Annotated in this window: 12 protein-coding genes and 1 pseudogene; 6 read left to right on the top strand and 7 right to left on the bottom strand. The window is 71.0% G+C overall.

Annotated elements, in window-relative coordinates; all coding sequences use genetic code 11:
• Positions 1–194: 194 nt before the first annotated feature.
• Entirely contained in the window at positions 195–908 is a 714-nt protein-coding gene (locus tag ACIQVZ_RS41300; RefSeq protein ID WP_402458001.1) for an alpha/beta fold hydrolase, read from the bottom strand.
• Positions 909–1,085: 177 nt separating this feature from the next.
• On the opposite strand from ACIQVZ_RS41300, the gene ACIQVZ_RS41305 reads away from it, so the two are divergent.
• Entirely contained in the window at positions 1,086–1,628 is a 543-nt protein-coding gene (locus ACIQVZ_RS41305) for a PadR family transcriptional regulator (protein WP_402458024.1), read from the top strand.
• A 38-nt stretch (positions 1,629–1,666) separates the two neighbouring features.
• Here the strand turns inward: ACIQVZ_RS41305 and ACIQVZ_RS41310 are convergent.
• Together ACIQVZ_RS41310 and ACIQVZ_RS41315 are read right to left on the bottom strand one after the other, a co-directional pair.
• Positions 1,667–3,140: pseudogene (locus ACIQVZ_RS41310) on the bottom strand (NF041680 family putative transposase).
• 209 nt (positions 3,141–3,349) lie between these two features.
• Positions 3,350–4,087, bottom strand: coding sequence for an ATP-grasp domain-containing protein (locus tag ACIQVZ_RS41315; RefSeq protein WP_402458027.1), 738 nt, complete (start codon positions 4,085–4,087; stop codon positions 3,350–3,352).
• A 483-nt stretch (positions 4,088–4,570) separates the two neighbouring features.
• Here ACIQVZ_RS41315 and ACIQVZ_RS41320 point away from each other — a divergent pair, with 483 nt between their 5' ends.
• Complete coding sequence (locus ACIQVZ_RS41320; protein ID WP_402458003.1) at positions 4,571–5,440, top strand: IS630 family transposase; 870 nt, start codon at positions 4,571–4,573, stop codon at positions 5,438–5,440.
• Here ACIQVZ_RS41320 and ACIQVZ_RS41325 read toward each other — a convergent pair.
• Both ACIQVZ_RS41325 and ACIQVZ_RS41330 read right to left on the bottom strand, forming a co-directional pair.
• A complete protein-coding gene (locus ACIQVZ_RS41325) occupies positions 5,414–6,070 on the bottom strand; it encodes a hypothetical protein (protein ID WP_402458006.1) in 657 nt (218 codons plus the stop codon). The genes ACIQVZ_RS41320 and ACIQVZ_RS41325 overlap by 27 nt on opposite strands.
• Entirely contained in the window at positions 6,067–6,375 is a 309-nt protein-coding gene (locus ACIQVZ_RS41330) for a hypothetical protein (RefSeq protein ID WP_402458008.1), read from the bottom strand. The genes ACIQVZ_RS41325 and ACIQVZ_RS41330 overlap by 4 nt, the downstream gene beginning before the upstream one ends.
• A 969-nt stretch (positions 6,376–7,344) precedes the next feature.
• Here ACIQVZ_RS41330 and ACIQVZ_RS41335 point away from each other — a divergent pair.
• The 3 genes from ACIQVZ_RS41335 (at position 7,345) to ACIQVZ_RS41345 (ending at position 9,922) form a co-directional block, all read left to right on the top strand.
• On the top strand, positions 7,345–8,451 hold the full coding sequence (locus ACIQVZ_RS41335) for a helix-turn-helix domain-containing protein (RefSeq protein ID WP_402458029.1): 1,107 nt from the start codon (positions 7,345–7,347) through the stop codon (positions 8,449–8,451).
• Entirely contained in the window at positions 8,438–8,884 is a 447-nt protein-coding gene (locus tag ACIQVZ_RS41340; protein ID WP_402458011.1) for a hypothetical protein, read from the top strand. Before ACIQVZ_RS41335 ends, ACIQVZ_RS41340 begins: the two co-directional genes overlap by 14 nt.
• Before the next feature lie 162 nt (positions 8,885–9,046).
• A complete protein-coding gene (locus ACIQVZ_RS41345) occupies positions 9,047–9,922 on the top strand; it encodes an SAM-dependent methyltransferase (protein ID WP_402458014.1) in 876 nt (291 codons plus the stop codon).
• Here the strand turns inward: ACIQVZ_RS41345 and ACIQVZ_RS41350 are convergent.
• Together ACIQVZ_RS41350 and ACIQVZ_RS41355 are read right to left on the bottom strand one after the other, a co-directional pair.
• Positions 9,916–10,851, bottom strand: a complete 936-nt coding sequence (locus ACIQVZ_RS41350; protein ID WP_402458017.1) for a helix-turn-helix domain-containing protein — start codon at positions 10,849–10,851, stop codon at positions 9,916–9,918. The genes ACIQVZ_RS41345 and ACIQVZ_RS41350 overlap by 7 nt on opposite strands.
• Before the next feature lie 95 nt (positions 10,852–10,946).
• Entirely contained in the window at positions 10,947–11,189 is a 243-nt protein-coding gene (locus ACIQVZ_RS41355) for a DUF397 domain-containing protein (protein ID WP_402458020.1), read from the bottom strand.
• Between the two features lie 235 nt (positions 11,190–11,424).
• Here ACIQVZ_RS41355 and ACIQVZ_RS41360 point away from each other — a divergent pair, with 235 nt between their 5' ends.
• Positions 11,425–11,856, top strand: a complete 432-nt coding sequence (locus tag ACIQVZ_RS41360; protein WP_402458021.1) for a hypothetical protein — start codon at positions 11,425–11,427, stop codon at positions 11,854–11,856.
• Positions 11,857–12,013 lie beyond the last annotated feature (157 nt).

Genomic DNA, 12,013 nt, shown 5'->3' on the forward strand with positions numbered 1-12,013 from the left:
ACCGCCAGCGACGCCTCAAGCCCCTCCACCACACCCATGGCACCATCATGACGTCACGAGCCATAAAAAGATGGGTAGTTCATCTGCAAGCCCTACGTGGTCGAGTTCGTAAGTCCGTCGGGGGTTGAGCCGGTGCCTGAGCCTCAGCCGACGGCGTGGCGCGGCGCGTCCTCACTTGCTGAGCGCCTCGGCGGTCAGCCGGGCGAAGTGGTCGGGCTGGTCCAGCATGATGTTGTGCCCGCAGTCCGGCACGGCGACCACACAGACGCCTGCCGCCTGCAGCTGGTCGGCCCGACCCGGCGCGCCGTCCGCCTCCGGGTAGAGATAGGTGCGCGGGATCGGCAGGGCGAGGAGGAGTTCGCGCATGGTGGGCACGGTGCCCGTGGCCAGATGGACCGCGCTCCGGTACAGCGCCTCCCGTCCGGCCAGCCGCATGGTCGACCACCAGTGAGCGCCGACCAGGTCCCGCGTCTCCGCCCACCCGTGGGCGAGGAATCGGACTCGGTGTAGGTCGCGATTCCACTGCTGCCCGGCCGTGCCCGGGACGGCTCCAGCGGGTCAAGGTTGGTGTCCACCAACACCAGGCGACTCACAAGCTCCGGATGCCGGTTCGCCAGCACGATCGCCACCGAGCCGCCCATGCTGTGGGCGACCACGTCGGCGGCGCGCACCCCGGTGGCACGCAGGGCGACGGCGACCGCGTCGGCGTGGTCCTCCAGGGTGTACCCGAAGTCGACGGGCCGGTCGCTGAGTCCGAAGCCCAGCAGGTCGAGCAGGAGCGCACGCGGGCCCGCGAGCAGCGGGTGGACGGTGCTTGCCGCGAAGTAGGGCGCGGCCGCCGCGCCGAGACCGTGCAGGTAGACGCGCGCGGGCGCGCGGTCGGGCCCGCCGGAACCGGGCAGCCCCAACGGATGCAGGAACCGTCGGCCGTCACCGGTGCAGCGTGCATGGGCTTCTTCTCCGTCTCTTTCGCGCAGCAGTCGTCAGCCGCGCCTCGATGAATGCATCGTAGACTTTATACATAGCCAACGATGTATTTCGAGAGGGAGGCAGGAGTCAGCCCTGCCATGCGCAAGAATGAGGCCATGCTGGAACTGGCGATCCTGGGCTTCCTCTACGAGCAGCCGCTCCACGGCTACGAGCTGAAACGCCGGGTGGCCCACCTCACCGGGCACGTCCGGCCCATCGCCGACGGCACGCTTTACCCGGCGATCAAGCGCCTGGAGAAGGCCGGCCTGCTCCAACGGCGGACGGAACCCGGGACCCGTGCCGCGCCCAGGCACGTGCTGTCGCTGACCGCACCCGGGCGTTCGGAGCTGCTGAGCCGCCTACGAAACGCCGACGAGACGGAGATCAGCGACGAGAACCGCTGGTTCACCGTCCTCGCCTTCCTGCGCCTGCTGGACAACCCCGCCGGACAGGCAGCCGTTCTCCGGCGCCGCAAGGCGTTCCTGTCCCGGCCGAGCAGCTTCTTCTACGCGGGCGACCGACCGCTGCGGGCGGAGGAGGTCAACGACCCTTTCCGCGAGGGCATCCTGACGATCGCGCGGGCGACCACCGCGGCCGAGACGGCTTGGCTCGACGGCACACTCGCCCACCTGGACGCCGCGCCCGGCGCGGAGCGCTGATCCGATCGGAGTTCAGACACAGGCTCTGGCCTTGTGATTTATCCAGCCCGCCGGGGTTTGGTGCCGACCTTGTGGTGGGCTGGTCGGCGGTAGGGCTCGCCGGTGACCAGGAGCAGGCCCACGTCGTAGCGGTTCGCGGGACGACGGTTCTTCGAGCCGGGCGGGCGGCCGGGGCCGGGGCAGGTGGGTTTCGGCACTGCGGCCGGCGTTGAGGTTCTGGCGTGCAGGTGTCGGAACCCGCGGCGGACTCGCCGGGGTGAGCTTGTTCGGTTCGGCCGGCTTCTCCCACGGCCGTCGTAGGTCGGTGGTCAGAGAGCGGGCGAGGCGAAGCTGGGTGTGCGCGACCACGATCAGCCAGGTCCAGCGGTCCGCCGCCTCGGCTTCCCGCAGTCGCGGAGCGGTCCAGCCGAGCGTCTGCTTGATCATTCTGAAGAAGTGCTCGATGTCGAACCTGCGCAGGAAGGTCTGCCAGGCCAGGTCGGTCTCCGCGGGGCCGGCCTCGGGTCGTGACCACCACAGCCACAGCGGCTTGGGGTCGCCGCCGCTGGGCAGGTGGTCGACCTGGAGGCGGACGACGGTGCCCTCGATGACCGGGAGCTGGCCGGGGTGGTCGCGCCAGGCGGCGCGTCCTTGCAGTTCGGGGTGGAGCCGGTCCCAGCTCTGGGCGTGGGCGGTGCCGTAGCGGGTGGTCTCCGCCTTCGTCTCCGCGTCCGGGGCGCCCCAGGTCCGGGAGTCCTTGAAGATGAACTCGCTGCCGTGCTTGGGCGGCCGCCCGCCGGCCGGGTTGGCCAGCGCGAACTCCGCGCGGGTCGGAGCCGGGCGGCGCATCACCCGGTCCGAGCGCAGACGGCCCAGAATCTCCACGGGCAGGTCGCGCAGCAGCCAGGCCAGCCGCATCACGTCGTAGCCAGCGTCGGCCACGATCAACATCGGCGGGTCGCCCGGACTCCACTGTCCGGCGGCGATCAACCGGCCTACCAAATGCCGGAGTTGGGCTGCGGTGACGGCCGCGGCGTCGGCGCCGGGCTCCAGCCGCACCGCGTCCAGCGGGGCGACCCACGAGGTCCGGCCCGATTCCAGGGCGACGACCCACGAATAGGGCCAGCCCGGGATCATCTGGTGTCTGGCCTCGCCCCGGCCGTAGGTGTGGCAGAACGAGCGGGCGTCGCTCGTGTCGGCGTCGGGCCGCAGCCACGGCGAGACGTCCACCGCCAGCACCAGGCGTCCGTCGGCGGCGCGCGGCAGCGGCAGGCCGGCCAGCTCGGCCCGCAGCTGCTCGACGTCCAGGCGGCCCCTGTTCAGCGCGCCGTACAAGGCTCCGTATCCACGTCGGTGCTCGGGAGCGAGCGCCAAACCGACCAGGGTCTTCACTGGACCGTCGGTGCACAGCACCGCGTCGGTGAGCTCGAACAGCGCGTCACGCCGACGGGTGAGGCAGTTGTAGAAGACCCCCCGGAAGCGCGACAGTTCCGCGAACGGCTCGTCCTGCACGCCCTGTTCCACCACGCTCACGACCACGGCCTTCACGTCAAGTCCTGTTCCTCTTGGTCGAGTTCAGGATGACGCGAAGGCCGTTCCGCTGTCCTGGGAACACCCGAACGAGTGATCACCGGGCCCGGGTTTTCCTCCATCAGGCGATCTTGGCAAGACTGGAAGTGCCAGTTCCTGGAATCCGGTCAGAGCCGGGCTGACTGCGGGAAGCTTGGGGCGAGCGGCGTGGGTCAGTGCCGTTCGAAAGCCAGGTCCCGAGGCTGCACATGCTCGCGAGGGCCCGCCGCCCGCAGGACCACGTCCAGCACTCGTGCCGGATCGGCGGCGTAGGCGTGCGAGAACCATGCCATGTTCGCCTCCACCACGGCCCAGCGGTGGCCCGGACGGTACGGGTCGAGCAGCTGCCCAACGTCCACAACGACGGCGCTCGGCAACGTGTGCCCAACTTCGGCGACCAGCCGGTCGGCGAACTCCGTGATCTCCGCTGCGATTGCCCGCGCGGCCAGGTCCGTACCGAGCGGGCGGGGGTCAAGCCGGCCGAACACCGCGTACCGGCTTGCCGCAGCGATCCGGCCGTCGAGCAAGAACAGCCGGTACTCCGCTGCGAAGGTCACCACCTCGGACAGCAGCACCGGCGTCGCCGGGTCCAGATCGGCGGACAGCCGCGAGCCGTCGGCGTGGACGTCGGTGGGAAAGGACTTGTCACGGGGCGGCTTCACGAACGTCGGCCGGTCGAGCGCCCACGCGTCCGCCACGGTCGCAGCCCGGACCCAGCGGCCGGTGAACTCCTCCGACAGCTCAGCGAGCCAGTCGTCCGTGGGCTCCAGCAGCGCGAACCCGAGCTGGCCCGCCAGCCTGGCACCCGCGACTGGCCCGCCGTACCAGTACGCGGGGCCCACCAAGCTGGAATCATCCGCAGCCCTGACCGCCATCCCACGGCCCGCCGCCTCTGCGGCCAGCAGCTCCATCGTCGGCGTCCGCCGCCCGGGCATGACCAGCACCGCGATCCCCTCCCACTCACAAAGGCACCACGCTAGCCCCGTCGTGCCCGGCACCGCAGCTGAGATTCCCCGCCACAGAGCCCACGATGCGCTGGGCAACGGGGAGGTGCAGTTCAGGATCAGGGGGCAATCGCTCACGATCACCTGACTAGGCCAACTTGTTCGAGACCGCTGGATAAATCACAAGCTGGCCTCGGGGCGGTGTTCTGGGCGGCGTCCGGTCGGGTGTCGAAGACGGCGAGGCGGAGTCGGCGGGTGCAGTCGAGCGCGGTGCGGACATGCAGCTGCCTGATCCGGGGCCAGGTGGAGCGGGCGCGCTCGCCGAGGCGTGCCCCCACGGACAGGCGGGTGTGTTCCGAGGGCGTGGGCATCCTGCCCGACGGCCGGGCTCCAGGATGCGGCAGGCTACGGCCTGTCATTGATCCACTTCGTCTGATCGGCCCGCCTGCCTTGACCGTTGCCGCCGCCCGTCCGATCACCCCGCGTGCCGCCGAGCGCGAGCGGCTGAAACTGATGGCCTACGGCCACAAGACCGAGTACCGGCTGCGGATACGCGCACAGATCGTGCTGCACGCGGCGCGCGGGCGCTCCAACGCGCGCATCGCCCGTGAGACCGGCCTGCACCTGGACACGGTGCGGTGCTGGCGGGGTCGGTTCGCCGACCGTGGGCTCGCCGGCCTGTCCGACCGGGACCGGTCGGGGCGGCCGCCGTCCTACACACCGTTGCAGGTGGCCCAGGCCAAGGCGCTGACCTGCCAGCTGCCCGCCGAGACCGGGGTACCGCTGGCGCGCTGGTCGTGCCCGGAACTGGCCGCCGAACTTGCCGCTCGCGACATCACCGGCCCGATCTCGGCCTCCACCGTGCGCCGCTGGCTCCGCGAGGACGCGCTCAAGCCCTGGCAGCACCGCTCCTGGATCTTCATCACCGACCCCAACTTCCGCGCCAAGGCCGAGCGTGTGCTGAGCCTGTACGCCCGCACCTGGCAGGGCATCCCGCTCGGCGCGGACGAGAAGACCTCCGTCCAGGCCCGCTGCCGCTGCCACCCCACTCTCGCTCCGGGGCAGGCGCGCGCGATGCGCGTCAACCACACCTACGGCCGCGGTAGTGCGCTGGCCTACCTGGCCGCCTGCGACGTTCACCAGGCGAAGGCCTTCGGCCGCTGCGAGCCGACCACCGGCATCGACCCGTTCATGAACCTGGTCGCCCGGGTCATGGCCCAGGAGCCCTATGCGAGCGCGAAGCGGGTGTTCTGGGTCGTCGACAACGGCTCCTCCCACCGCGGCGAACGAATCTCACGTACTCGGGGATGCCGGGACTGATCGGCGTGGCGAGGCCGCAGGCCCGGGCATCGTCCATCTGGGCTGCGGTGAGCCGGTCCGGGGTGCCGGCTTCGGCCGGGTCGGCGTGGGTGGCCAGCAGTCGGCTGGGGATGCCTGCCCAGGCGTCGGCCCCGGTCCAGCGTTCCTGGAGGTCCGGGGAGTCGGCGGCCCGGAACTCGGGGCTTCGGTGCCCGGTCGGCAGGCGGTGGCGTAGACGGCGGTCGCGTTGGCCACCACCGTGCGCAGTTCGGTGTGCCAGTACCGTGCTGCCTGGCCGACCTGTTGCTCCGGGGCGGCGCCGTAAATTTCTTCGCGCCAGACCTTGAGCGCCCACAGTGCTTCGATCAGCCCGGGGTGGTCGGCCCAGCAGCGTGGCAGCCTCGACTCGACGGCCAGTTCGTAGCGGTCGTGGAGCCAGGTCACCCAGTCGCAGAGGCCGCCCCAGGCCGCGATGCGCTCGGGGCCGCTCATGGTGTGCCCCTCGACCAGCCGGGTGCGGGGGCTCGCCTCGGCGGCCGGCTGGGCACCGGTGGCCGGCCGGGGGGTGGCGCGGCTCTCGCGGGAGCGCCGGATGCGGGCGTGCGGGCGGTGCTTGACCCTGCCGATCGGCGTGATCGCGGGTTCGGTCATGGCTGGTCCTGGAGCTGGGTTGTGAGGTGTGGGCTGGCCTCGACGGGACTGGCCGGGAGTTCGGTGTGCTGATGCCTCGTGTCCGTGCGGTTGGCGGCTGATGCGGCTTTCCAGTCGGCCATGACGAGGTGCACCGCGGCGTCGAGCGCCTCGATCGAGGTGCTCGGGGTGAGCGTGAGCCGTCGTAGGTAGGCGGGGGTGTCCATGGTGTCGGCGATCAGTTGCGCGAGCCGGGGCGACAGCTCTTCGGTGTTTCGGCGGACGGCGGGGGTGACCGGTTTCGCGTCGGCGTGCAACGCCAGCAAACAGGCCAATCACCTCGAAGCGCCGAGGTCAGTACCGCCGCCAGCGGGCCGCCGCCCACGCCTTGGCGCGCGCCGCCGGCAACACCCGGGCTCTGCGCGTGGATGGGCTGAGCGACCCACTTCCGGACACTGGGCGGGAGCAGGGGGCTGAGCCCCTCGTCCCCGGCGGCCTTCACGACCGCACATGATGTGACTTGCATCACAATATTTCGGAATCCCGCCATCCGATTGGTTGCATCTGCAATTCGATGGATATCGAAAACCAGTCCGCCATCTACAGGCCTGTAGTCACTGCGCGGCGCATTGGCCCGGAAAATGGCCCTTCCCGATCGATGGAGCCCAAGGGATGTCCAAAAGCGCTCATTCCTGGCCGCATTCCATGTCGACACCTGCCCGGACGCGGGATCTGCAAACGGGATGGGATCTCATCAGGAATGTCATTCCCATTCGCACGTGCAGCACGGGGTTCTGGCATCCACGGCGCAAGCCCCTTTCGCAAGGGAGTACCTTTTGGAGCGTCAGTTACGAGAATCCCGGCCGATGGTGTCGCCACACCACGGCCGGGGCCCGAGCGGAGGAGTGCTATGCACCGCCACGCCCTCACGGGGCGGTCGATTCGCCCCGTGATCACCACCGAACGTACCAGTGAGCCGGACCGAAGGTGGTCCGGCTTCGATTACTGGCGAGTTTCGGTCTCCCTCGGCTCGGTCGCCTCGGCCGCGGCCGTGCCACTGGCATGTGCCAACTGGCTGTCGGGGTGGCAGTTCGCCGGAGTCGGCGCTCTGGTCACTGCCGCCGGTCAGGCGCGATGCCAGTTCCGGCGGCTGCGGCTGCGCCCGTAGCAGGGGCGGTCGGGGGTGTCCGCTCGGGCGGGCACCCCCTGACCGCCGGCTCCGGGGGCGCCGCGTGCCGCGGTCCGCCCCCGGGGGTGGAAATGCCGCTGTGGGAGCGAGAAAAGAGCGGGTGAAGATGGCGGATTGGGTGACGGTGAAGTGCGCGCTGCCGTCCTGCGGGGAGGTGTTCCGGCGGCCGGTCAAGGCCGGGCGGCCCCGGCAGTACCACCAGGTGGCGTGCCAGAAGCGGGCGCAGCGGCAGCGGGATGCGGCCAAGGCTGCGGCGCGCCGCCCGGCCCGGGCGGCCGGGGGCTTGGGGCAGCTGGTGGCGGAGGATGTGCACGCGGGCGCGGGTCGGCTGCTGGAGGCGCAGGCGCGTCGGGCACCGCTGACGGTGAGGCTGGCGTGCGCGCGGGACCTGCGGGATGACATCGACCACTATGTGGCGGCGGTCGTCCACGATGTGCGGGTCGCGGGGTGGGAGTGGGCGGAGATCGCGGTCGCGCTGGGTGTCCAGCCGGACTCGGCCCGGCGCCGGTGGACCCCTCGGCGGGTGGAGCAGCAGCCGAGCCGGCGTTCGAACCGGCAGGTGCAGCCCGTGCCGGGGGCCGTGTCGGGTGTGGTGCCGGTCGTGCCGGCGCAGGCCTCGTACAGGGAGGCGGGGACGGAGCCGGGCCGTGCGAATCTGCTCGCCGCGGCGCTGACGGCGCTGCAGGAGCGCAGCGGGGTGAGTCCGCAGGCGGCGGCGGAGCTGGCCGGGTGCTCGCCGTCGTACGTCTCGCGCATCCTTGCCGGGGACCGGGTGCCGACGTGGCCGGTCCTGCTGATGCTGGCGCGGGCCTTCGGCGGGGCGCCGGAGGAGTTGCGGCTGCTGTGGGAGGTGGCTCAGGGGGTCGCGAGGGCGGGGCGGGTGTCGGTGGCGGGCGCCGCCGACCAGCTGGTGCAGGCGGTCCGGGGGCTGTACCTGGCGGCCGGGCAGCCCGATCCGGAGGCCGTGTGCGTCCTTGCCCGGGGGGTGTCGGTGGAGGTGGTGTGCTCGCTGCTGGCGGGAGAGACGGTGCCCGAATGGTCGGTGGTCAGCGAGCTGGCCGCGGCGCTGGGCGGGCACCCGGGTGACCTGCGGCCGTACTGGGAGCGTGTGCATTACGCGGCGCTCGCGTCCGTCTACTCCGACGAGTTCGGGCCGTCCGGGTGCTTCGCCCGCTCGGCCGTGCCGGAAGGGGGGGATCGTGACGGGGGTTGAGGCGGCGGGCCTGGACGCGTTTGTCGAGCGCCGCCGGGGCCCGTATCGGAGGTATGCGGTGGCCCGGCTGGGCCGCACGCCCGCCGCCGGCGAGGCGGTCGAGCAGGTGGTGGGGGCGCTGGCGGCGTGCTGGCCACGTCTGGTGTGCGAGCACAGCCTTGCGGCCGGCGCGTGGGGGCTGGTGCGTGAGGCGGTGTCCCTGAACGGCCGGATGTCCCTCGGCCAGGGCGAGGCGGACGTGCTGCACCGCCTGTTGCCCGTCGCGGTGGCCGACGCGGCGGTTCTGCACTACCGGTTGGGGATGCGGCTGACCGAGGCCGCAGAACTGATGGGCGTCGAACCGTCGGCGGCGGCCGGGCTGGTGCTCGCCGCCGAGCGGGGGCTGCCGCGCGCCCTGGTCGGCGAACTCGCCTTCGGCCCCGGGAAGGCGTGAACGGGGCAGCGGCTGCGGCGGGTGTGGCGGACAGGGGTGGCGCGGGGTTTCGTACCTGCGCCACCCCTTCGCTCAGGTGCGCCATAACATCCGCCCGGAGTTCAGCCTTACGGGTAACGGAGTCGTTTAACAATCTGGTGCGGCGTCATGTAGCGCTCTAGCATGGACACTTCGATCGAGGAGACCGAGCCAGGGGTGGTCGCGTTGGAACCGGATGCGGAAATCGTTTCTCCCATCACCTACGATCCGGCCGTCCCGAGCGTGGCCCGCATGTACGACCTCCTGCTGGGCGGGCACTTCCACTTCCAGTCGGACCGCGACGGGGTACGCGATCTGCTGAAGGTCGCGCCGAGCAGCGTGGAGGTCGCGGCGATCAACCGGGCGTTCCTGGTGCGCACGGTGCAGACGCTGGTGCGTGACTACGGGGTGCGGCAGTTCATCGACCACGGTTCGGGCCTGCCGACCCAGCACAACGTGCACCAGATAGCACAGGAGATCCACGAGGGCTGCCGGGTGGTGTACGTCGACAACGACCCGATGGTGATGCACACCGGGCGGACCGTGCTGGCCGGGAACCCGAATGCGGCCGTCGTCCACGCCGACATGCGCGACACCGAGAAGATCTTCGCCAGCAAGGCCGTGCGGGACCTGATCCTGCCCGGCGAGCCGACGGCGGCGCTGTTCGTCTCCGTGCTGCACTGCATCCCGGGCAAGGGGTACGTTCCGCCCGCGCGGCTCGTGCGCCAGGTCCGCGAGCGGCTGCCCGTCGGCGCCCCCGCCTACATGGCCATCTCCCAGCTCGTCAGCCCCCGGCCCGAGGTCCGCCAGCGGATCACGGACCTGATGGCCGACCTCACCCACGGCCACTGGGGGGAGGTCCGTACGGAGGAGGACGTGGAAGGCTACTTCGAGGGCATGGAGATCCTCCTCCCCGGGGTGGTGGAGGTGTCGCGGTGGCGCCCGGACCTGGCCGGATCCCGGACGGCGCAGACGAGTGACGAGTGGACGGAGTTCGGCGGCGTGGCCAGGGTTCACTGACCGGGGTCGCGCATCCTGTCGTGGTGGATCCCGATGGCCTTGTCGATGAGGGCGAGGCCGACTTCGTAGTCGGCCACATGGAACAGCAGGGTGTTCAGCAGGTCCGCGTAGCGCTCGACGTCCGGGTCCTTGCTCAGGTAGGTGGCCCCGATGCCGGGGCCCTCGACATAGACGACGTCGCTCGGCCCGCCGTACTCGAAGGCGAGGTGGGTGAAGGCGCCCGCCGGCGGGGTCAGGTCGGCGGTGAACGGCAGGATCGCCACGTTCACGTTCGGCCGCCGGCCGAGTTCCTTGAGGTGCTCCAGTTGCCCGATCATGACCTGGGGGCCGCCGCTGTTGCGGTACAGCACGCTCTCGTCGAGCAGGGCCACGACCGTGCGCTCGGCGTCGTCCAGGAGCCGGGTGCGGTCCATGCGCTGGCTCACCCGGCGCTCGATCTCCTCCTCGGGGGCCCGCGGCAGGCCGGCCCTGATCATCCGTCGCGCGTAGGCGCTGGTCTGCAGCGGTCCGGGTACCACGCCGCCCTCCCAGTACTGGATGCGGGCGGACTCGACCTCCAGTCCGATCATGCGCCTGAACCAGCCGGGCGTGATGTCGGCGTACTCGGCGGCGAACGGTCCCGCTATGACACGCTCCAGAAGCACGTCGACGTACGCGCGGACGTCGGGGCCGACGCCGTAGATGGCGATCAGGTCGTTGACGTCACGTTTGGAGGGGGTGTTCTCCCCGCGCTCCATCCGGCTCAGCTTCGACACTGACGCCCGGATCCGGGGCGCGACGTCCGCCAGGCGCAGCCGTCGTTCCTCCCGCAGCTTGCGCAGCATCGTGCCCAGGACCTTCGCCGCGCCCACCGGCCCGCTCCAGTGGAGCCTGAGCACCTCGTCGCCGTCGGGGTCGCTTGGTGTGGAACGGTCCGGGTGGGCGGGCATGCGGCACTCCTGAGGGCGCGGTTTCGGGAAAGTACTATCCCACGGCGCCCATCCCGCATACCCGCCGTTCTATAGATCCCACGGACCCGGATCGGTCAGGGGTGGAACACGTGGTCGAAAGCCCCGTTCTCCATGCCCCAGGCGAAGGCCTCGGCCTCGTCGCGGTTGAAGATCAGGGCGGGTCCGCCCTTGTCGCGGGAGTTACGGAAGGCGACGGCGCCGTCCGGCAGCGGCCCGACTTCGACGCAGTTCCCCTCCTCGCGGCTGCTCGGGCTCTTCACCCACTCCACACCCAGCGAATCGGCACGGACCCCGTTCTCCGGAATTTCGATAGTCATTCGATTCTTCCCCTTTTCTGTCGCACGGACATACGGACAGCCGGGCCGTTTGCAATCCCATTTGCAATTGCAAAAGACCGCCCGGGAATGCTAGCGGCCGCCGATTCGAACGCGGTGTCCTCCAAACGGGTGTCTTTCGCCTGGCCCCGCTTTACCACCCCGGGCGGTTGCGACCCGTGAGGGATGGGAAACGTTGCGCCGACACCCGCCGCACCCCAGCACCGGAGGACACCCCTTGACCGGGCCCCATAACCGCGCCCATCCGCGCTTCGACCGCGACCTGGCCCTGGGACTGGGAGTCCCCAAAGCGGCGACACGACACCTGCCCGGAAACCCGGAAGCCGCCGCGGCGGCACGCGACTTCGCCCAGACAACCGCCGCCCAATGGCGCACGCCCGTCACCGCGGCGGCCCTCGACGAAGCCGTCGACGCCCTGCTGCACGGATCCGGACCCCAAGAGGGCTGGCTCAGCCTCGTCGAAGCCCCCGACGCCCTCCTACTCATCCTCACCCCGAGCCACGCCCCGCCCGCCGAAGCGCCCGCCGGGGTGTTACCGGCCCCGCCGTACAGCGCCTGCAGCTGCCCGGCGGCCCGCCACTGGACCCGGATCCCCTTCCCCGACTGCCCCCGCGCCCACGGCGCCTCGCCGCCGACCGCGCCCAGGTGACCGCGGCTTCTACCCCGCCCGCTCGGCCATCTCCCAGCTCGCTGCCAACGGCCCGGACCACCCAGCCGCAACGGGCGAGGCGGCGCTCGCCATCGCCGTAGCGACCGGCTCCGCCCGGATTCTCACCGAGCTGGCCACGCTCGATGGACTGCTACAA

The organism is Kitasatospora sp. NPDC098663, assembly GCF_044760075.1.
In the GTDB taxonomy this organism is placed as follows: domain Bacteria; phylum Actinomycetota; class Actinomycetes; order Streptomycetales; family Streptomycetaceae; genus Kitasatospora.

Excerpts from the sequence above, each read along its gene's own strand:
- ACIQVZ_RS41305 (WP_402458024.1), top strand. The coding sequence starts at position 1,086 with ATGCTGGAACTGGCGATCCTGGGCTTCCTCTACGAGCAGCCGCTCCAC.
- ACIQVZ_RS41315 (WP_402458027.1), bottom strand. The coding sequence starts at position 4,087 with ATGGAGCTGCTGGCCGCAGAGGCGGCGGGCCGTGGGATGGCGGTCAGG.
- ACIQVZ_RS41325 (WP_402458006.1), bottom strand. The coding sequence starts at position 6,070 with ATGACCGAACCCGCGATCACGCCGATCGGCAGGGTCAAGCACCGCCCG.
- ACIQVZ_RS41335 (WP_402458029.1), top strand. The coding sequence starts at position 7,345 with ATGGCGGATTGGGTGACGGTGAAGTGCGCGCTGCCGTCCTGCGGGGAG.
- ACIQVZ_RS41345 (WP_402458014.1), top strand. The coding sequence starts at position 9,047 with ATGGACACTTCGATCGAGGAGACCGAGCCAGGGGTGGTCGCGTTGGAA.
- ACIQVZ_RS41350 (WP_402458017.1), bottom strand. The coding sequence starts at position 10,851 with ATGCCCGCCCACCCGGACCGTTCCACACCAAGCGACCCCGACGGCGAC.
- ACIQVZ_RS41355 (WP_402458020.1), bottom strand. The coding sequence starts at position 11,189 with ATGACTATCGAAATTCCGGAGAACGGGGTCCGTGCCGATTCGCTGGGT.